The following is a 20,168-nucleotide window of genomic DNA, read 5'->3' on the forward strand; positions in this document are numbered from 1 at the left end:
CCTATCCGCCCAGATTACGACATGCCGTCAGGCTGCCCTGCCACGTTCACTGTCGGCGCAACCCGTTACCGTTGGAGCGTGATGAACCCGGTGTCCGAACTGCTCGACCAGCCAGCCGCAGAGGTGCGGCCGGCCGCGGAATCCACCCCCGGCCAGCCTCTCGACCTGGATGCCTCGCAGTGCGCGGTGCTCGCCCTGCCGGTCGATCGCTCGGCGGCGGTGATCGGCGCGCCCGGCAGCGGCAAGACCACCACGCTGGTGGAATTCGTCGCCGACCGGGTGGCCGGCGGCCTCACGCCCAGCGAGGTGCTGGTGCTCGTGCCGACCCGCACCGGGGCGACGGAGTTGCGTGACCGGTTGGCCCTCCGCTTGCGCGTGCCCACGAACGGTCCGTTGGCCCGCACCGCGAACTCCGTGGCCTTCCAGATCGTGCGGAACGCCGAGGTCGCAGCCGGGCGAACCAGCCCCACCCTGCTCACCGGCGGCGAGCAGGACCAGATCATCGCCGAGATTCTGGCCGGAGACATTCTCGAGGGCACAGGTCCGGCGTGGCCGAGCCCGCTCGACGCGGAGGTGCGAGCATTGCGGGGCTTCCGCACCGAGCTGCGCGACCTGATGATGCGCGCGGTGGAATACGGTGTCACGCCCGACCGTCTTGCCGGCCTCGCCGCCGAGAATGACCGGCCGGAGTGGGCAGCGGCCGCCGCCTTCATCCGCGGCTACCAGGAGATCAAGGACCAGAGCCGCCCCGGCCAGTTCGACTCCACCGAGCTGGTGCAGTTCGCTGCCGCGATCGTGCAGGATGCGCCGCGGCTGGCCCGGCGCACGGTCGGCGGATCAGCCGGTGCCGGCCCGACTACCGCGGGCGTGGCTGCCGTGACCTCGAGCAACCCGCTCGGCCCGCTCGCCGGCCTGCGGCTGATCGTGCTCGATGACGCCCAGGAGGCCACCCAGTCGACGCTGGCCCTGCTCGCCCAGTTCGCCGCCCGCGGCGTGACCGTGGTGGCGTTCGGCGACCCCGACCTCAGCACCGGCTCGTTCCGCGGCGCCCACCCGGATGCGCTCGGTCGCCTCGGCTCGTACCTGCGGCTGCCCGACGTGGCCACGCTGAACCTCGGCACGGTGTACCGGCACGGCACTGAGCTGCGCACCGTGATCCGCGAGTTCACGGGCCGGATCGGCGCCGCCGCCGCCGGAACCCAACGGGCCGCCGGCAGCCTAGACGAAGCCACAGCTGCCGCCGTCGACTCAGCGGTCGACATCTCCGCTGCCATGCCCGGCGACCCAACGGCCGTCACGCCGGACACCGGGATCGCACCGAACGTACAGACCGTGGTCACCGCGAGCCCGGCCGACCAGCTGGCCGTGATCGCCCGGCGGCTGCGCGAACGGCACGTCCTGGACGGCCTGCCCTGGGGGCGCATGGCCGTGATCGTGCGCACCGGTGCCCTCGTGCCCGCGCTGTCGAAGGGTCTGGCCGCCCTCGAGGTGCCCACCCAGGTGGCCGCCTCCCAAGCGGCCCTGCGCGACGAACCCGCGGTGCGTGCCTTCATCCTCGCGCTCGACATCACCCTCGGCCGCCGTGAACTCGACGCCGATGCGGCCGTCGAACTGCTGCGCGGCCCGCTCGGCGGCCTCGACCCGATCACCCTGCGCCGCTTGCGCGCCGCGCTCCGGCAGCAGGAACTCAGCGAACCCGAATCGACCGATCGCGCCGCCCGCACCGCGGACGAGTTGCTGGTGGCCGTGTTCACCACCCCCGGCCTGCTCGACCGGATCGACAACCGCACCGCCCGCCGGGCCACCTCCTGCGCCAAGAACCTGCGCCAGACCCGCACGGCGTTCGCCGCCGGCGCCACCATCGAAGAACTGCTCTGGGGGCTCTGGCAGCGCAGCGGCCTCGCTCCCGCCTGGAGTGAGCAGTCCACCGGCACCGGCATCGATGCCGACGAGGCGAACCACAATCTCGACGCCGTCGTTGCCCTGTTCTCCGCCGCGCAACGGTTCGTGGAGCGAACCCCGGAAGCGCCGCCCGTATTGTTCGTGGAGCACCTCGTCGACACCGATGTGCCCGAGGACACCCTCGCTCCCCGGGCGCTGGCCGAATCGGTGCTCGTGGCCACCCCCAGCGGCACCATCGGCCGGGACTATGACCTGGTGGTGCTCGCCGGCGTGCAGGAGAACGTGTGGCCCGACCTGCGCATCCGCGGCTCGCTGCTCGGCGCCGGCGACCTGGCCCTGCTGGCCGCGGGGGAGACCCCCGACCCGGCCGGAGCCCGCACCAGTGTGCTGCACGACGAACTGCGCATGTTCGCCCAGGCGGCCTCTCGCAGTACGACCGAGCTGCTGGTGACCGCGGTCGACAACGACGACAACCAGCCGTCGGCGTTCCTGCGCCTGCTGCCGGAGCCGGACCCGGCCCCGCTGACCCGATACCCGCTGTCGCTACGCGGCCTGGTCGGGCGCCTCCGCCGCGACCTCACCCAGACCCTGCGCCCCCGGCTGCACGTGGCCGCTGACGCCGAGTCCGATCCCGTCGCCACGCTGCCCGCCGTGCTGCCCGTGCGGGCGACGGATGCCGCGGCCACGCTCGCCCGCCTGGCCGAGGAAAAGGTGCCGGGCGCCTCACCCGACGAGTGGTACGGCCTGCGCGCCGCCAGCACCGACCGGCCGCTCAACGATCCGGAGGCCGGCGACGGGCCGGTGCGGGTGTCGCCGTCGAAGATGTCGGCGTTCGAGACCTGCCCGCTGCACTGGCTGATCGGCCAGATCGGCGGCGGCGACTCGAGCACAGCAGCCAACCTCGGCACGATCATCCACAAGGTGATGGAAGATGCCACCGACCCCGCGCGCCCCGCCGACCCGGCCGCGATCACCGCGGATGCGCTCTGGGCCGGCGTTGAGGCCCGCTGGGGCGAACTCGCCTTCGACGCCGACTGGCAATCCCGGGTGCAGAAGACCCAGGCCCGCGAACTCACCGACCGGCTCGCCGCCTACCTCGGCGACGGTGCCCGCGACGGCACCCGGCTGCTCAGCGCCGAGGGCCGGTTCGCGCTCGACCTGGACGGCGCCGTGCTCTCCGGCACCATCGACCGAGTGGAACGACTGCCCGACGGCCGCGCCGTGATCGTGGACCTCAAGACCGGCAAGGGCGACCCCACCAGCGACAGCGGCGTCGCCGAGCACCCCCAGCTCGGCGCCTACCAGCTGGCCTTCTCCGCCGGCGTCATCGACGGCCTCGAACCGGGCATGGACCTGGCCGGCGCCCGCCTGGTGATCGTCTCCTCCGGCACCCAGAAGCAGAACTACCGCAACCCCACCCAGCCCGCTTTCAGCCCCGAGGAACTCGCGACCTTCACCACCCGGGTCACCGACGACGCCGCCGGCATGGGCGGCGCCACCTTCGTGGCCGAGATCGCCGATCACTGCCTCAACCCCCGCTCCTACGGCTCGTGCCGGATCCACGTCATCAAGCAGGTCAGCTCATGAGCAACGAAACCGTACCGATCCGGCCGCCACGGGCGCCGGTGTCGGCCCTGGACATCGCCAGCGCGCTGGGCATGTTCCCGCCCACCAGCGAACAGCAGGCCGTGATCGAGGCGCCGCTCACGCCCACCCTGGTGGTGGCCGGAGCCGGCAGCGGCAAGACCGAGACCATGGCCAACCGGGTGCTCTGGCTGCTGGCCAACGGGCACGCCCGGCCCGACCAGATCCTCGGCCTCACCTTCACCCGCAAGGCCGCCGGCGAGCTCGCCGAACGCATCAACGGCCGCATCCGGCAGCTGAGTGAGGCCGGGCTGATGCCGACGACCGACGCGGCCGACCCGGTCACCGGGCTCGCCTCCCGGCCCGGCCTCGACTCCGCCGACCTGTTCAACGCGCCCGCCGTCTCCACCTACAACTCCTTCGCGAGCCGGCTGTTCACCGACAACGCCCTGCTGCTCGGCCGCGAACCTGAATCCGTGCTGCTCAGCGAGACCAGCGCCTGGTTGCTCGCCCGCCGAGTGGTCGTGGCCCAGGGCGACGGCCGGCTGGTGCAATACGGCAAGGGCGTCGACGCCGTGACGGATGCCGTGCTCTCGCTGAGCCGCGCGCTGGCCGAGAACCCGCCCCCGTTCGTGCCCGGCGAGGAGCCCGTGCCGCACGACCTCGCCAGGTTGGCGCAGAGCTTCGGCTACCTCGCCGACCTGCCCTACGGCAACCCCCGCAAGAAGAAGCCGTACGACTCGGTGCTCGAGGCCATCAGCGCCGTCGCCCCGCTGCCCGTGCTGGCCGAACTCGCGGATGCCTTCCAGGCCGAGAAACGCAGGCAGGGCCTGATCGAATTCTCCGACCAGGTTGCCCTGGCCCTGCAGGTCTGCCGCAAGGTGCCCGCCGTGGTGTCCCGCTACCGGGACCAGTACCGGATTGTGCTGCTCGACGAATACCAGGACACCTCGGTGCTGCAGACCGAGCTGCTGCGCACCCTGTTCGCCCACCACCCGGTCATGGCCGTCGGCGACCCGCACCAGTCCATCTACGGCTGGCGGGGCGCCAGCTCCGCCAACCTGCTCGGCTTCTCCACCGACTTCGCCGACCTGCCCAACACCCAGGCACCGTCGATGTCGCTCTCCTTCACCTGGCGCAACCCGGTCGCCGTGCTCGAGACCGCCAACGCCCTGGTCGCACCGCTGAGCGCCCAGCTGCGCGCCCGTCCGAACGGTATCCAGGTAGAAACGCTCAAAGTGCCCGCCGGGAAGGCCGCCGGCCAGGTGCAGGCGGCCATGCACGAGAGCATCGCCGATGAAGCCGCCGCCATCGCCCGCTGGTTCGCCCAGCGGCTCGGCACAGGGCCCGGCACAGGTGAACCCGACGCCGAGCCCGAGTCCGGCGCGATGCTGTTCCGTGCCCGCCGCGACATGGAGTTCTACGCCGAGGTGCTGCGCGAACACGGCGTGCCCGCGCACGTGCTCGGCCTCGGTGGACTGCTCTCGACGCCGGAGGTGGCCGACGTGCTCGCCGTGCTGCGGGTGGTGCACGACCCGGCCGCCGGCAGCGACCTGATCCGGCTGCTCACCGGGGGCCGCTGGCGCATCGGCGTGCGCGACCTGCAGGTGCTGTCGAATGTGGCCGGCTGGCTGGCCACCCACGACTGGGCCCAGAAAGCCGTGACCGACGAACTCAAGGCCAAGCTGCGTGCGTCCGTCGCCACCGAGGAGAGCCGGTCGCTCGTTGACGCCCTCGACTTCGTCGCCTCGGCCCCCGAAACGCACGGGCAACTCGCCGACTTCAGCGACGACGGCCGGCAGCGCCTGCGTCAGGCAGGCCGCCAACTCGCCTGGCTCCGCAGCCGGGCGAACCTGGGGCTGCTGGACTTCGTGCGGCTGATCGAACAGGAGACCCTGCTCGACCTCGAACTCGTCGCCAACGAGAACCACGGCCGAGCCCTGGCCAATCTCTACGCCTTCCACGACGCCGTCTCGGCGTTCCTGGACAGCGACGAAGTGGGCACCCTGGCCAGCTTCCTGCGCTGGCTCGCCCGCGCCGAACGGCAGGACGACCTGGGGCCACGCGGCGAGGCCGCCGAGCCCGGCACCGTGCAGCTGCTCACCATCCACGGTTCCAAAGGCTTGGAGTGGGATTACGTGGCGATCCCCGGGCTCACCGAGAAGAACCTGCCCGCGCCGAGCCGGGAAGTCTCCGGCTGGTTGCGGTTCGGCGAGCTGCCCTACCCCTGCCGGGGCGACCGGGCCGAGCTGCCAGAGCTCCGCCGCCTCGGCCACGAGACCCAGCTGTCGTTCGACATCGACTACGAACTCTATAAAGAGGAGCTCGCCAACCGCCACGACGCCGAGGAACGCCGGCTGATCTACGTGGCCACCACCCGGGCACAGCAGCAGTTGCTGCTCACCGGGGCATTCTGGGGCGGCGGTACGACCGTGCGAAAGCCGAGCCGGTACCTGCTCGAGCTGGCCGAGGCCGGTTTGATCGCCGACCTCCCAGAGGGCAGCGAGCACGACGAGAAGCCCGTGACCGACCAGGACGCCACGGAGGTCTGGCCGTTCGACCCGCTCGGCACCCGCCGCCCGGTGGTGGAGGCCGCGGCCGCCCTGGTGCGCGCTCATGAGAAGGGCACGGATGCCGACGACGAGTCGGGCACACCGGCAGAGACGCCCTGGACGCGCGAGGTGACCCTGCTGCTCAGGGAGCGGGCCCAACGGCTCGCCGGCCCCGGCGTGCTCGACCTGCCGACCCGAATCCCCGCGTCCAGGTTCAAGGACTACGTCGACGACCCGCAGGCCGTGCTGGCCCGGCTACGCCGGCCGATGCCGGAGCGCCCGTACCGGGCCACCCGCCTGGGAACCTTGTTCCACTCCTGGGTGGAACAGCGCTCGAGTGGCGCGTTCTCGGGCGATCTGATCGACGCCGGCCTCGACGAGCTCGACCTCGAGCTCGACTCCGACGTCGACGCCAGCGGCGACGGCATTCCGTTCGAGACCGAGCAGCTCAGCAGGTACCAGGCCACCTTCGAGCGATCCCCGTGGGCGAACCTGGCGCCGGAAGACGTGGAGATCGAGATCCACCACGTGTTGGGCGACCAGGTGTTCATCTGCAAGCTCGATGCTGTGTACCGCACCGAAACGGGCTATCAGGTGGTGGACTGGAAGACCGGCAAGGCGCCCAAGGACGCCGCCGACCTCGAACTCAAGCAGACCCAGTTGGCGCTGTACCGGCTGGCCTACGCCCGGTGGAAGGGCATCGACCCGGCCACCGTCGACGCCGTGTTCTACTTCGTCGCCGACGACCGCATCGTCTCGCCCGAGCGGCTCTACTCCGAGGAAGACCTCTTGCGGGCCTGGTCGTCGGTGTCAGCGTCATCCGCCGAGTCGATCGTGGGAACGGGGCCGGTCGTGTCGTCGACGTAGTCGGTACTGGCCGGATCCATGGCGGTTCGGTCGCTGCCGACAACACCGATGTCCGGCACGTCGAACCCGGTGCCGTCGAAGCTCGTCACCCGGGAGAATGACCCGGTGTCGGCGAACTCGCTGGTGCCGTAGTCGCTGCTCTCGTCGCTGTTGCGACCGGCCGACCCGGTCGCGCGGGTGCGCGGGGTGTCCTTGAGCATGGTTTCCACGTCGGTCACGCTGAGGATGGGCCCGGTCTCGGGGGAGAGCGAGTTCATGGTGTGGCTGTGCACGTTGTCGACCAGGCCGTCGAGCATGGCCACGGCGTCGTCGATGATGGCGTCGTTGTGCAGGTCGACACCGTGCAGCAGCCAGCGGGCCAGCTCGAGCTCGGCGTAAAGCATGGCGCGTTGGGTGATCAACGGGTCGTTGCCCTGGCGGGCCGCGGTGTAGGTCGCGATGGCGGTCTCGGCGGCATCTCCCCGGGCGGCGAGCAACCAGTTCAGGTCACGGGCCGGGTCGCCGACGCTCAGGCCAGACCAGCCGAGCACTGCGCACACGGCGTCGTCGCTGATCAGAAACGACTCGGCGGAGAGGGAGCCGTGGATGACGGTGGGCGCGAACTGCCAGAGCGCGTCGTCGTCGGTGGCGAGTTCCCAGCGGCGCAGCAGCGCGGCGGGCAGCTTGCCGGTGTTCGCGGCCCGGTCGATCAGATCGATGGTGGAGGTGCGGCAATCCTGCGCACTCTGCTGCACCAGCCCGGCGTCGCCGATGAAGGCGGAGGGCAGCCCGTGGATCGCGGCGATGGCGCGGCCGATCGACCCGGACACGCCTTCGTGGCCGGTCAGGGCATCCGCGTCGTAGGACGCGCCGGGCAGGCGCTCGTAGACCACGGCGCGCGTGCCCTCGAAGGGAGCCTGGCCCACGAACACCGGCACATCGAACGGCAGCCGGCTGCGGTTGCCCGTGGTGAGGGCGCGCAGCGCCACGAGATCGGCCGACTGCTCGGTTTCCGCCGCCTGAGACGTGGGAACCCGGATGATCAGCTCCTTCTCGTCGCGCGTGATCAGCAGGGCAGAGTCGAACGACCCGTTGCCGCCGAGACTGTGATTTCGGGCGTGGGCGACGTCGAGCTCTGGAACTGCATTGGTGGCCAACGCGGCTAGAGTGAGATGGGATCTGGCCATGCCTTATAGGTTAGGTCGAGATCCCTCCCGCGCGGCTATTCGCCACGCCTGCAGACAACTTCGGCACGTGTTGCCCGATCTCCAAAGGGGTCTCATGTCGTTCAGGTTCACGGACCGGCTGCCGCTGTCCAGGCACGCTGTCGATCGCGACCACGACGCACGCGCCGAGCCGGAGCTCTTCGAGCGGCTCTGGGCGGATGCCGCTACCCGGCTGCTGCCGCTCTGGAAGGGCAAGACCCTGCTGGCCGCTCCCGCCCTGCCGGGCGAACAACCGCGATTGTTGCTGCTACCGCCGACCGACCTGCCCGTGGACCTGCCGGCATCCGCCCTGCGGGTGTATCTCGGCCGGTCATTGGCCGCTGACGCCGCCGAACCCGTGGGCACGCCTCTCGTGGTGGTCCCGCTCGACGACGAGCAAGCCGCCGAACTCGAAGCGGACCCGGCACGGTGGGTGGGCCTCCGCGACTACGCCACGCTGCTCTCCGACCGGGACACCGGAATCCTCACCGAATCCCTCGGCATCCTGCACTGGCACTCCTCGCACCCGCACTGCCCGCGCTGCGGCGCCGCCACCGACGTGACCACCGGCGGCTGGGTGCGACACTGCCCGGTCGACGGCAGCGATGTGTTCCCGCGCACCGACGCGGCCGTGATCGTGCTGATCACCGACGACCAGGACCGGGTGCTGCTCGGTTCCAACGCGATGTGGGAGGCCACCCGGTACTCGCTGCTGGCCGGGTTCGTCGAGCCCGGAGAATCGTTCGAGTCCGCCGTGGTGCGCGAGGTGTTCGAGGAGTCCGGCCTGAGGGTCGCCGACCCGGTCTACCAAGGCTCCCAGCCGTGGCCGTTCCCGGCGTCGATCATGGTCGGCTTCACCGCCCGCCTCGCCGACGGCCAGCACTCGGCCGGTCTCGTACCCGACGGCACCGAGATCCTCGACCTGCGCTGGTTCAGCCGCGCCGAGCTCACCGGCGACGACACCGGCATCATGCTGCCCGGCGAATCGTCCATCGCCCGCGCCTTGATCGACGAGTGGCTGGCCCGTCCCGCCACCGAACCGATCACCGCCGAACGGCCCGCGATCGACCCCGAGCGGGTGCGCCCCGGTGTCTGACCGGATGCCGCCCACCGCGGAATCCCTGCTCACCGGGCTGGACGCGCAGCAACGCGTGGCCGCGGAGGCCCTGATCGGGCCGGTCTGCATGCTCGCCGGCGCCGGCACCGGCAAGACCAGGGCCATCACGCACCGCATCGCCTACGGCGTGATGAGCGGCGCCTATTCGCCGGGCCGGGTGATGGCACTCACCTTCACCGCCCGCTCCGCCGCCGAACTGCGCGGCCGGTTGCGCCAGCTCGGCGCCGGCGGTGTGGCCGCGCGCACGTTCCACGCCGCGGCGCTGAGCCAGCTCAACTACTTCTGGCCGCACGTGGTCGGCGGCCAGGCCCCGCGCATCCTCGAGGGCAAGGGCCGGCTGCTCGGCCACGCCGCCGAGGTACTGAAGCTCAAACTGGACACCGCCACCCTGCGCGACCTGGCCGGGGAGATCGAATGGCGCAAGACCAGCGGGCTCAGCCTGGATCAGTACGCCACCGCGGGCCGGGCACTGCCGGGCAGGCTCGATATCGATCAGACCCTGGACATGCAGGCCGGCTACGAACGGCTCAAGGACGACCGCAAACAGATCGACTTCGAAGACGTGCTGCTGGCGATGGCCGGCATGATCGAGGCCGAACCCTCCGTGGCCCTGCAGGTGCGCGAGCAGTACCGGTTCTTCGTCGTCGACGAGTTCCAGGACGTCTCGCCGCTGCAGTACGACCTGCTCAAGCTGTGGCTGGGCGACCGGCGCGACCTCTGCGTGGTCGGTGACGCCAGCCAGACGATCTACTCCTTCGCCGGAGCGCGCAGCGACTACCTGCTGGACTTCCCCAAGCACTACGAGGACGCCACAGTGGTGCGCCTGGAACAGAACTACCGCTCCACCGCGGCCATCGTCGCCACCGCCAACCAGCTCATGCGCGGCCGGCCCGGCGCGCTGTCGCTGCACGCCGCCGTCGCTGAGACCGGCGTGGAGCCGATGGTGCGGGAGTACCCGAACGACATGGCAGAGGCCAGAGGCATCGCCCAGAACATCTACGAACTCGTCGAGGCCGGCATGGCGCCCGAGAACATCGCGGTGCTCTACCGCGTCAATGTGCAGGCCGCGCTGCTCGAGACCGCGCTGGGCGATGTGGGCGTGAGCTACCAGATTCGCGGATCGAAGCGGTTCTTCGACCTGCCCGAGGTGAAGCAGGCCGTGATGTCGCTGCGCGCGGCATCCGTGTCGATCATGGGTGAGCCGCTGTTCAAATCGGTCAGCGACGTGCTGCGCGGGCTGGGCTGGAGCCAGACGGCGCCGGAAACCCGGGGAGCGGTGCGGGACCGGTGGGAGGCGTTGAACGCCATCATGGGCCTCGTCGACCAGGCGGCTCCCGGCACTACCTTCCGCCAGTTCACCGACGAGCTGATGGAACGCCAGGCCGGCCAGCACGAACCCACCGTCGCCGCGGTGACCCTGGCGACGCTGCACTCGGCCAAGGGCCTGGAGTGGGACGCCGTCTTCGTCGCAGGGCTCTCTGAGGGGCTCGTGCCGATCAGCTACGCCGGAAACTTCGAGCAGATCGACGAGGAACGCCGGCTGCTCTACGTGGGGGTGACCCGGGCGCGCAAGCGGCTGTCGCTCAGCTGGTCCGCGGCCGGAAACCAGCAGCGTTCCCCGCGAGAACGATCACGTTTTCTGGCAGAAATCGGCATCCGCACCGCTCGTGCGGCCGGTGCGCGCGGCGCCTGACCGAGAGGGACTCGGCGTCGATCGCGATCGACGTCGCCGCGAATTCGTTCGACGCGGCGAACACCCTGTCGTGCACGATCGCGGCCACGGTGGCGGCAACCTCGATGCCGACCCGAGTCGTCTCGGTGGGAGCGGTGCGATGCAGCAGCTGGGTGGCGATCGCCGGCCAGGCCGGATCGGCATCCACCCGGTCGAGTTCGAGACAGGTCAGGCAGGGGCCGGCGCCGGGCTCCACCAACGGGCCGATGCGCGCCTCGGTGTCGCTGAACAGTACGGGCAGGTGCGGGAGATCCCGGCGCAGCCACCGGTTGTGCCGCTCGGGTGAGAGCACGAAGTGGTCCACGATCACGGCGAGGGAAGGGTCTGGCCCGGCCTGCCCGGGTTGTAGCACGGTCAAGCCCAGATCGGCGAGCAGCTGCCGGATGCGGCGGGCCGTGGGTCCGGCGCCGTCCACGTGGACTACGGCCACAGGTCGGTGGGTCGCCGGAGCCCGCGCCTCCGCTGCCGGTTCGGCTTCCGCGGGGCCGGCCGCGGCCGGGCGGGCATCCGTGTCGAGCAGTGCGGGCGCGAGCGCTTGCAGCAGGGCCGTGGTCGCGGCGTCCGAGGCGCCGGCCTCGCGCCCCAACATCAGCGCACCCGACCAGGGCACGCCCGCCCGCAGCGCATCGATGACGCCTTCCAGCGGGGCGGTCACCCCCGGCACGATCGCCAACGGCCGGTCGATACCCAGCTGGATGGTGTCGGGGCTGCGCCAGACGAGCGGATACCGCGGGTCGAGTCGAACAATCATCCGGCGATCTTCCTCCAGACCGCCCGTTGCCGCCGGATTCATCCACAGGCGCGAAAACGCGCTCGCACATGCGCAGGTCAAGCCCAGATTCGGCCCCTAGGCTGACGCCATGACTGAGCACACAGCAGTTCCCCGTCGAGTCCTGGTCACCGGCGCCACCGGATACATCGGCGGACGGCTGGTTCCGCGGCTGCTCGAGGCCGGCCATAAGGTGCGGGTGCTCGTGCGCTCGCCGCAGAAGCTCACCGACGTGCCGTGGGCGAAAGACGTGGATATCGTGGAGGGTGATCTCGGCGACCGCGCAGCCGTGCTGGCCGCCAGCGCCGACATCGACGTGTTCTACTATCTGGTGCACTCAATGGGCGCCAAGGGCGACTTCGAGCAGACCGAGCGCACGGCCGCCCGCAACGTGGCCGAGGCCGCTGCGGAGGCCCAGGTCTCTCGCATCGTCTACCTCGGTGGACTGCACCCCGACACCGGCACCCTGTCACCGCACTTGCGTTCCCGGGCGGAGGTCGGCCGGATCCTGCTGGAGTCCGGCGTGCCCACGGTGGCGCTGCAGGCGGGCGTGGTGATCGGCTCCGGTTCTACCTCCTTCGAGATGATCCGGCACCTCACCGACGTGCTGCCGTACATGCCTGCTCCCAAATGGGTGCGCAACTTCATCCAGCCCATCGCCGTGCGCGACGTGCTCTACTACTTACTCGCGGCCGCCGACCTCCCTGCGGACGTGAACCGCACCTTCGACATCGGCGGCCCCGATGTGCTGCGGTACGGCCAGATGATGAACGGCTACGCGCTCGAAGCCGGCCTGCGCCAGCGCCCCATCGCGGCGTTGCCCGTGCTCACGCCGTGGCTGGCGTCGCAATGGGTCAACCTGGTCACGCCGATCCCGCGGAGCCTGGCGGTGCCGATCATCGCGTCTCTGCAGTACGACTGCGTCATGCACGACCACGACATCGACGCGGTGATCCCGCGGCCAGAGGGCGGGCTCACCAGCTACCGCCGGGCCGTTCGGCTCGCGCTCGGCCGGATGCGCGACGGCGATGTGGAGACCAGCTGGCAGAACGCCGCAACCGACGGTGCCTCGAGCAATCCGCTGCCCAGTGACCCGGACTGGGCCGGCCACCTCGTGTACACCGACCTCAAGGAAAAGCACACCACCGCCAAGCCGGCCGATCTCTGGCGCGTGATCGAAAGCATCGGCGGTGCCAACGGCTGGTATTCGTTCCCGCTGGCCTGGGCGGTGCGCGGATGGATGGACAAGATCGTCGGGGGAGTGGGCCTGCGCCGCGGTCGGCGCCACCCCGACCGCCTGCAGACCGGTGATGCCCTGGACTTCTGGCGAGTCGAGCGCATCGACCGCGGCAGCTTCCTGCGGTTGCGCGCCGAGATGCGGGTTCCCGGCCGGGCCTGGCTGGAAATGCACGCCGAGCCCGCCGACGACGGCGGATCGGTCTACCGGCAGCGCGCCGTGTTCTTCCCGCGTGGTCTGGGCGGCAGGCTTTATTGGTTCTCGATCCTGCCGTTCCACGGGGTGATCTTCACCGGCATGGCCAACCGGATCACGGCCGCCGCCGAAACCGAGGCGGCCGCAGTTGATGCGGCGCAGCCGCCCACGGAGACCCCCACACTCGCTGACGCAGCACCAGAGGCAGCACTCACCTAACCGCACCGAGAGGATCATCTCCGCGCGACGCCTCCCACTCGACGCCCGCCGGTCGAGCTTGTCGAGACGCGTAACCCGGCCTGTGTGTCGCGCCCCTCCCGCTGGTCGAGCTCGTCGAGACCCCGCGACCCGGCCTGCTCGGCGCGCCCGATCCCGCTGGTCGAGCTTGTCGACACCCCGCGACCCGGCGTGTGTGTCGCGCCCGTCCCGCTGGTCGAGCTTGTCGAGACCCCGCGACCCGAACCCAGTATCGCGATCACAAGAAAACCCAGTCCAGAAGCGTTTTGCGAGCCTAAAAAAGTTATCCACAACTCGCAAAACCAGCACACAAAGCTACGACATCGAGCTATTCTCACTGTATGTCCACCATCGCAGACACCTTCGACCCTGGCACCCCGCCCGAGTCCTCCGTGCCTGTCGTAGCGGGTGCCGAGTCGCCGGCCGATGCGCTCCTAGCCGCGGCCGATGCCGTCGCCCGGCTGGGGGACTGCAGCGCCGACTTCGACGCCCTGCCCGATGCGGACCTGCTCGCCGCGCAACGCGAGATCACCCGCCTGCAGACCCTCACCACGACCCGGTCGGTCTGGGTCGCCACAGCCATCGCGGAACGCTCCCGCCCCGAGCTCGGCCAGAAGGGCCTGGCCAAGCAGCAAGGCTTCCTCAACCCGGGCGACCTGATGCAAGATCTCACCGGTGCCAGCAAAGCCGACGCCCACAAACTCATCGACGTCGGCCGGATGCTCGCCGACAGCGCCGCCGCCGAAGCCGCCGCCGCCCGCGCCCGGGCCGAGGCCGACGCGGAAGCCGCCCGCCGGCTCCTCGATACCGCCCTGAACTCCACCGACGGCGACGGTGACGACTGGGGCGCGGGCGGGGGCGACGGCACCGACACCGCCCCGGCCGCAGCACCGGTGGAGATTCCCGCGCTGCCCTGGCACACCCCGATCGCCCACGCCGTCACCGACGGCAGCCTCTCCGCCGCGCAAGCACACGCGATCCGCACCGGCCTGGGCGACATCGACACCGTCGTCACCGCCGACGTCCTCGCCGAGAACCTGGCCACCCTGCTTGAGGAAGCCCGCACCCTCACCATCGACCAGTTGATCCGCCGGGCCAGGCGGATGCGGGACCGTCTCGACGAAGCCGGCATCAGCAAGCGGGAACAGAAGGCGTGGGAAGACCGGTACCTGCGAATCTGGACCCTGGACACCGGCCAGGTGCGTATCAACGGGCTCTTCCCGCCTGAACAGGGCGCGTACATCACCGCCGTCGCAGACGGCCTCACCGGGCCTCGCCGGGGCGGCGTGCACTTCGTCGACCCCGACCGGGCCGCGTGGGCCAAAGCCGTGCAAGACGACCCGCGCAGCACCGACCAACTCACCGCCGACGGCTTCATCGACCTCATCAAAGCCGGCAGCACCATCAACCCGAACCGGATGCTCGGCGGCCGCACCCCCGCCGTCCGCATCCTCAAAACCCAACGGCCCAACACCCGACCGACCGCCCCACTGACCGGCCGGCCGGAGACGCAGCAGCCCACCCGGCTGACGGTCGACCCGTCTCCCGTTCCACCGCTGGGGCCGCCGTTGCAGCTGCTTCGGAACCCGGACGACATCCTCCTTCCCCTTCCCGACGGCACCGGCCACGGGTACATCGAAGGGAACCCGGCCCCGGTGTCGCAGGAGACCATCGATCGGCTGATCTGTGACGCCGGCACCGTGGACATCACCTTCGACCCGACCGGCCAGCCCCTCGACGTCGGCCGGGAAGAACGCCTGTTCACCCCGGCGCAACGCATCGCCCTGGCCGCCCGCGACGGCGGCTGCAGATGGGGAGACTGCACCAAACCACCCTCCCAAACCGAAGCCCACCACATCGAGCAATGGAAACGCGACGACGGCCGCACCGACATCCGCCTGGGCATCCTGCTCTGCAACCCCCACCACCGGCTACTACACAACCAAGGCTGGCAAATCCTGGAACACCAAGGCCGGTACTGGCTCCGGCCACCCGCCACCGTAGACCCCGGGCAACGGTTGATCGAGCTGCACAGCAAGAGCCCCGCCGCACTCGACCAGCACGAGCACTGACGCCGGGATCTCGACGGGCTCGATCAGCGGGGAAGCCCGGGATCTCGACAGGCTCGATCAGCGGGTGAGGCCCGGGAGTTCGACCAGCGAGGTGAGGCCGGGCGCGGTCGCGGGCGGCGCTGGGGGCAGTTGCCTAGGCGGCGCCCTAGCGGGTCGCGGTGATGGAGTGCATCATGGAAGGCAAGCGTTGCGAGCCATCGCTGAGGAGAGAGCATGTCTGAGAGTGTGGTGTTCCTGGGGGATGGTCTCAGCGCGGACGCCCGCTGGGAAGAGCGGCTCTCCGAACTCGAGGTGCGCACCCTGGGCGTGTGCGGTGACACGACCGACGAGGTGATCGGTCGGCTGGACGCGGTGATCGAGATCGACCCCGGTGCGGTCGTGCTGCAGGTGGGCACGAACGACGTCGGCTGGAACCGGTCCGACGAATACATCGTGCGCAACATCGAAACAATCCTGTGCACCCTGCGTAAGGAATTACGCGGTACTCGGATGATTGTGCAGTCGGTGCCGCCACGGGAACTCGAGTACGCACCGGTGATCCGTTCGGTCAACCGGCACTTGCGCCAGTTCGCGCCGACAGTGAAGGCACGATATCTGGACCTGTGGCCGGTCCTTGCTGCCCCGGACGGCTCCTTGGGCGCGGAGTGGTCCACCGATCGCTTGCACCTGACCGAGGCCGGCTACGTGGTCTGGCTGGGAGAGCTCCGCCCCATGCTCGCCGAATCGCTCGAGCATCCGCTGCTCGCCCCCGCAGTGAGCCGTAACCCGGCCTGAGCGTCGGCGGCCCGGATTAGCAGCCGCCGACGATGCGCTGATAGAACGTGATGCCGGTCAGGAAGGTGCGCACCCGGATGCGCTCGTTCACGGCGTGCAGGGTGCCGCGTTCCGCGCTGCTCATCTCGAACGGCGTGAACCTGTAGACGTGGTCGCTGATCCGGGTGAAATGCCGCCCATCGCTGGCGCCGAGCATCACGTACGGGGTCACGATCGTGCCCGGGTAGCTGGCGCGCACGCTGTCAGCCATCAGGTCCCAACCGGGACCGGTAGTCGGCGACGTCGGTGACGGCTCGTTCGGGTGCAGCGCCTCGATGTGCACGAGCGGGTCGTGCACTGAGCGTTCGATGTGCCGCATCATCTGCGCCACGCTCGAGCCTGCGGCCACGCGCACGTTCACGATCGCCTGCGCCTGCTCCGGTAGGGCGTTGGCCGCGGACGAACCGACCAGCTGGGTGACGGCCGCCGTGGTGCGCACAATGGCATTCGTCTCGTCACTCAGCCGGCCGAACAGGCCGAGCAGCGGCAACTTGAACAGGTCGACGTGGCGAAAGACGAAGCCGAGCAGCCCAGTGCCGTGGCCGCCGAGCGTGCGGATCATCTCCAGATTGGTCGGGGTGAAGCTGGCCGGAAACCGGCGCCGGTTGAGTCTGGTGATCGCGCGGGCCAGGCGCACCGTCGCGGTCATCCGGGGCGGTGTCGAGGCGTGCCCGCCGGCCTGATGCACGGTAAGCCGCACCGAGCAGATGCCCTTCTCGCTCACCCCGATCACGGCGATCGGGCCGGTCACGCCGGGAAAGATGTCCTCGACGATGGCTCCGCCCTCGTCGATCACCAGGGCAGGCCGCACACCCCTCTCTTCGAGCAGGTCCACGATGGCGGATGCGCCGGTGCCCGTGGTCTCCTCGTTGTGGCCGAGGCTGAGGTAGATGTCGTGCTCCGGTTGGAAGCCCGCGAGCACCCAGGACTCGACGGCTTCGAAGAGGGCGCCGGCGGCGCCTTTGTCGTCCAGGGTGCCGCGGCCCCACAACACGTCGCCGTGCTCCTCGGTGCCCGGCTCGAGCACCGCATCGAACGGCGGATGCTGCCAGCCGGCCGCATCGGCCGCGACGACGTCGTAGTGCGCCATCAGCACGGTCGGCTCTGCGGCGGCGCCGTCATCAGCCACGCCCGGCTCGCCGGCGGCGCTCCGCCGACCGGCCCAGCGGTAGAGCAGGCTGTGGCCGGCGACGACCTCGCGGGTGAGGGCGCCATGCGTGGCGGGAAACAGCTGAGGCAGGAGCGCAACGAAGTCGTCGAACCGCGCCCACTCCGTGACCGACTCGTCGAGCCGGGAGATCGTGGGCACCCGGATCATGGCGCGCAGACGCTCAATCGCGGCGGCGCCGTCTACCGGCGGCAACTCAATACCCGGTCGCTGTGCCCCGACCTGCGGCGCCGATTCGCTGGCGGACGCGGACTCCGACGGCGCGACAGCCGGTGCCTCGGACGGGACGGCTGGCGCAGTGGGCTCGCTCATGCGCCCAGTCTCTCAGCCGACACGGCACCGTGGCCAGATCGGCGCCCCGCGACGCGGAAAACACCTGACGAGAACGAGCACCACCGTGGAGAGCCTCGGCTACCGATGGCTAGAGTGAAGGCATGCGCCGACCCGTTCGCCTCCTTTTCAGCCTGGCGTTTACCACCCTCACCGTGGCCGGACTCGCGGGTCTGGCCGGCACCTCCGCGGTCGCCCAACCTGCGCCAGCACCCGCACCCGCCGTCGCGGCCGCTGCCGTGCCGGCGGTCGTGACGGCCGGCGTCGACGACTTCACCTTCGCCTCGATGCATGCCGACTACCGGCTCGGCGTCGACGCCGAGGGCCACTCCACCCTGGCGACGACCGAGACCCTCGTGGCGCAGTTCCCCGAGACCGACCAGAACCGCGGCATCCGCCGGTTGATCCCCACCCATTATCAGGGCCAGCCGACCGGCCTGTCGATCGACAGCGTCACCGATGAGACCGGCGCGGCCAGGGAATACGAGACCGACGACGACGACGATGACACCGGAGCGGACTACCTCAGCGTCACCATCGCCGCCGACGACTACGTGCACGGCACGCAGACCTACGTGATCAGCTACCACCAGACCAACGTCACGCTCTTTCCGGACAATGCCGACGATGAAGAGTTCTACTGGGAAGTGAAGGGCACCGGCTGGGCGCAGCCGTTCGGCACGGTCTCTGCGACCCTGCACGTGGCGCCGGAACTGGTGCCGAACCTCACCGGGCAGACCCGCTGCCTGCAGGGAGGCGCGTCATCCGCCGCGGCCTGCGACGGTCTCGACAGCGAAGCGGATGGTGACGAGTGGGTCATCGACGTCTCCGCCGCGAACCTCGGGCCGCACGAGGGTCTCACCCTGGTGGCCGGGTTCACCGCGGGGACCTTCGTGCCGCGGGACGACTCATTCACCGCCAACCCGTTCCCCACCATCGCCCTGCTGGCTGCGCTGGTCGCCCTGGTGGCTACCGTCATCGCCGTGATCCTGCGCCGCACCCGCTGGGGTGACCGGCCGGGCCGGCCCACCATCATCGCCGAGTACCTGCCTCCAAAGGGCGTCAACCTGTTGCAGGCGGGTGATGTGCTCGGCTCCCGGGCCAGCAGCAAGGCGATCACGGCCCAGCTGCTGCAGTTCGCTGTGCGCGGCAACGTGCGCGTACTCGAAGGCGAAGGCAAGAACCACTACCTGCTCGAATTGCGCAGCCGGGAGGGCCTGGATCCCACCGAGAAGGCTGTGCTCACCGCGTTCTTCCCGACCAAGGACAAGGTCGGAACGGTTCGGGACCTCAAGAAGAAGGCCTCAAAACTGGGCACAGCCCTGCAGAAAGTGCGCAAGGACGCCCGTGCGCTGATGCTCACCGAGAACCTGCGGCAGACGATGGGCGGAGCAGCGCGCGGATGGCTGCTGACCATCGGCATCGCCGCCGGCCTGGTCGCGATCGTGGCCAGCGTGATCTCCTTCGCCACCGAGGTCGCCGGGGTGTGGCCGCTCTTGTTCCTCGTGGCCGGGCTGGCAGCTTCGATTGTTACTCTGGTGGTACTCGCCGAGGTGCGACCTCTCACCGGCAGCGGCGCGGAACTCCGCGACTACCTGAAGGGCGTCATCCTGTATATCTCGCTCGCCGAAGCCGACCGGCTGCGGGTGCTGCAAAGCCCGCAGGGCGCGTTGCGTACTCCCTACCGGCCCGACGACGGCACTATCGCCGGCGGCACGGAACCCGTGCAGGTGCTCAAACTCTATGAACGCCTGCTGCCGATCGCCGTGCTCACCGGCCAGGAAAAGGAATGGTCGACCGTGCTGGGTGACTACTACGCCGGCATCAATGAGCAGCCGGGCTGGTACGCGGGAACGGCACCGTTCAACGCCGCCTACTTCGCAACCGGGGTGGCCGCGTTCTCCACCTCGACGTCGTCGGCGTTCTCCGGCAGCGCGTCGAGCTCGTCGAGCTCGGGCATGGGCGGAGGCGGTTCCGTCGGTGGCGGCGGAGGCGGCGGCGGGGGAGGGGGCGTCTGATGGGCACCCCGGCAGAACCCACCTACACTCGCTCGGCGCTCGCACCCGGGCTGCTCGGCGCGATCGCGCTGCTGGCCGGCCTGGCCCTGCTCGATTCCGACAGCTTCGTGATCATCCGCTACGCCGTCAGCATCCTCTCGCTGATCATCTGTGTCTTCGTGATCCAGGCGAAGTCGTGGTGGTGGCTGATCGGCCTGGTGCCCATCAGTATTCTGTGGAACCCGATCGTGGTGATCGAATTGCACGGCCAGGGCTGGGTCTCTGCCCAGTTCATTGCGGCCCTGGTGTTCATCATCGTGGGCGTGCGGACCAAGGTCCCCACGGCGGTGCACCGCTAAATCCGGGCACGGGCATAGACTAAGAGCGCGTCTGGAGAACCCGGTTAGAGTCT

Annotated in this window: 12 protein-coding genes; 9 read left to right on the plus strand and 3 right to left on the minus strand. The window is 70.0% G+C overall.

What is annotated here, in order from left to right; translation table 11 throughout:
* The first annotated feature begins 81 nt into the window (after positions 1 to 81).
* Positions 82 to 3,489: an ATP-dependent helicase gene (locus CTB96_RS06845; RefSeq protein ID WP_110126157.1), complete on the plus strand. Its 3,408-nt coding sequence runs from the start codon at positions 82 to 84 to the stop codon at positions 3,487 to 3,489.
* Positions 3,486 to 6,905, plus strand: a complete 3,420-nt coding sequence (locus tag CTB96_RS06850) for an ATP-dependent helicase (RefSeq protein WP_110126158.1) — start codon at positions 3,486 to 3,488, stop codon at positions 6,903 to 6,905. Before CTB96_RS06845 ends, CTB96_RS06850 begins: the two co-directional genes overlap by 4 nt.
* Here CTB96_RS06850 and CTB96_RS06855 read toward each other — a convergent pair.
* Positions 6,809 to 8,071, minus strand: coding sequence for a phosphotransferase (locus tag CTB96_RS06855; RefSeq protein ID WP_110126159.1), 1,263 nt, complete (start codon positions 8,069 to 8,071; stop codon positions 6,809 to 6,811). The two genes, CTB96_RS06850 and CTB96_RS06855, sit on opposite strands and share 97 nt — an antisense overlap.
* Before the next feature lie 94 nt (positions 8,072 to 8,165).
* On the opposite strand from CTB96_RS06855, the gene nudC reads away from it, so the two are divergent.
* The gene (gene nudC / locus CTB96_RS06860) at positions 8,166 to 9,185 is read left to right on the plus strand and encodes an NAD(+) diphosphatase (RefSeq protein ID WP_110126160.1); all 1,020 of its coding nucleotides are present in this window, start codon (positions 8,166 to 8,168) and stop codon (positions 9,183 to 9,185) included.
* Between the two features lie 4 nt (positions 9,186 to 9,189).
* Positions 9,190 to 10,899, plus strand: a complete 1,710-nt coding sequence (locus CTB96_RS06865; protein ID WP_110126161.1) for an ATP-dependent helicase — start codon at positions 9,190 to 9,192, stop codon at positions 10,897 to 10,899.
* On the opposite strand, the gene CTB96_RS06870 is transcribed toward CTB96_RS06865, so the two are convergent.
* Entirely contained in the window at positions 10,790 to 11,689 is a 900-nt protein-coding gene (locus CTB96_RS06870) for a TOMM precursor leader peptide-binding protein (protein WP_181397175.1), read from the minus strand. The genes CTB96_RS06865 and CTB96_RS06870 overlap by 110 nt on opposite strands.
* Before the next feature lie 109 nt (positions 11,690 to 11,798).
* On the opposite strand from CTB96_RS06870, the gene CTB96_RS06875 reads away from it, so the two are divergent.
* The 3 genes from CTB96_RS06875 (at position 11,799) to CTB96_RS06885 (ending at position 16,222) form a co-directional block, all read left to right on the plus strand.
* Positions 11,799 to 13,358 carry an SDR family oxidoreductase gene (locus tag CTB96_RS06875; RefSeq protein ID WP_110126163.1) on the plus strand — a complete coding sequence of 520 codons (1,560 nt, stop codon included), beginning with the start codon at positions 11,799 to 11,801 and terminating at the stop codon, positions 13,356 to 13,358.
* A gap of 359 nt (positions 13,359 to 13,717) precedes the next feature.
* Positions 13,718 to 15,448: an HNH endonuclease signature motif containing protein gene (locus CTB96_RS06880; protein WP_110126164.1), complete on the plus strand. Its 1,731-nt coding sequence runs from the start codon at positions 13,718 to 13,720 to the stop codon at positions 15,446 to 15,448.
* A 213-nt stretch (positions 15,449 to 15,661) separates the two neighbouring features.
* Positions 15,662 to 16,222 (plus strand): GDSL-type esterase/lipase family protein, encoded by a 561-nt coding sequence (locus tag CTB96_RS06885; RefSeq protein WP_110126165.1) that lies wholly within the window; start codon positions 15,662 to 15,664, stop codon positions 16,220 to 16,222.
* A gap of 16 nt (positions 16,223 to 16,238) precedes the next feature.
* Here the strand turns inward: CTB96_RS06885 and CTB96_RS06890 are convergent, their stop codons facing one another.
* On the minus strand, positions 16,239 to 17,741 hold the full coding sequence (locus CTB96_RS06890) for a M20/M25/M40 family metallo-hydrolase (RefSeq protein ID WP_248283256.1): 1,503 nt from the start codon (positions 17,739 to 17,741) through the stop codon (positions 16,239 to 16,241).
* A gap of 122 nt (positions 17,742 to 17,863) precedes the next feature.
* Here CTB96_RS06890 and CTB96_RS06895 point away from each other — a divergent pair, with 122 nt between their 5' ends.
* Positions 17,864 to 19,777, plus strand: a complete 1,914-nt coding sequence (locus CTB96_RS06895) for a DUF2207 domain-containing protein (protein WP_110126166.1) — start codon at positions 17,864 to 17,866, stop codon at positions 19,775 to 19,777.
* Positions 19,777 to 20,115 carry a DUF6804 family protein gene (locus CTB96_RS06900; protein ID WP_248283257.1) on the plus strand — a complete coding sequence of 113 codons (339 nt, stop codon included), beginning with the start codon at positions 19,777 to 19,779 and terminating at the stop codon, positions 20,113 to 20,115. The genes CTB96_RS06895 and CTB96_RS06900 overlap by 1 nt, the downstream gene beginning before the upstream one ends.
* The last annotated feature ends 53 nt before the right edge of the window (positions 20,116 to 20,168 follow it).

The sequence above is a fragment of the Cryobacterium arcticum genome, assembly GCF_003185895.1.
Classification (GTDB): Bacteria; Actinomycetota; Actinomycetes; order Actinomycetales; family Microbacteriaceae; genus Cryobacterium; species Cryobacterium arcticum.

What these genes read in the sequence shown, in the direction of transcription:
- CTB96_RS06865 (WP_110126161.1), top strand. Translation starts at nt 9,190, where the DNA reads ATGCCGCCCACCGCGGAATCCCTGCTCACCGGGCTGGACGCGCAGCAA.
- CTB96_RS06845 (WP_110126157.1), top strand. Translation starts at nt 82, where the DNA reads ATGAACCCGGTGTCCGAACTGCTCGACCAGCCAGCCGCAGAGGTGCGG.
- CTB96_RS06875 (WP_110126163.1), top strand. Translation starts at nt 11,799, where the DNA reads ATGACTGAGCACACAGCAGTTCCCCGTCGAGTCCTGGTCACCGGCGCC.
- CTB96_RS06850 (WP_110126158.1), top strand. Translation starts at nt 3,486, where the DNA reads ATGAGCAACGAAACCGTACCGATCCGGCCGCCACGGGCGCCGGTGTCG.
- nudC (WP_110126160.1), top strand. Translation starts at nt 8,166, where the DNA reads ATGTCGTTCAGGTTCACGGACCGGCTGCCGCTGTCCAGGCACGCTGTC.
- CTB96_RS06900 (WP_248283257.1), top strand. Translation starts at nt 19,777, where the DNA reads ATGGGCACCCCGGCAGAACCCACCTACACTCGCTCGGCGCTCGCACCC.
- CTB96_RS06890 (WP_248283256.1), bottom strand. Translation starts at nt 17,741, where the DNA reads ATGAGCGAGCCCACTGCGCCAGCCGTCCCGTCCGAGGCACCGGCTGTC.
- CTB96_RS06855 (WP_110126159.1), bottom strand. Translation starts at nt 8,071, where the DNA reads ATGGCCAGATCCCATCTCACTCTAGCCGCGTTGGCCACCAATGCAGTT.
- CTB96_RS06870 (WP_181397175.1), bottom strand. Translation starts at nt 11,689, where the DNA reads ATGATTGTTCGACTCGACCCGCGGTATCCGCTCGTCTGGCGCAGCCCC.
- CTB96_RS06880 (WP_110126164.1), top strand. Translation starts at nt 13,718, where the DNA reads ATGTCCACCATCGCAGACACCTTCGACCCTGGCACCCCGCCCGAGTCC.
- CTB96_RS06895 (WP_110126166.1), top strand. Translation starts at nt 17,864, where the DNA reads ATGCGCCGACCCGTTCGCCTCCTTTTCAGCCTGGCGTTTACCACCCTC.
- CTB96_RS06885 (WP_110126165.1), top strand. Translation starts at nt 15,662, where the DNA reads ATGTCTGAGAGTGTGGTGTTCCTGGGGGATGGTCTCAGCGCGGACGCC.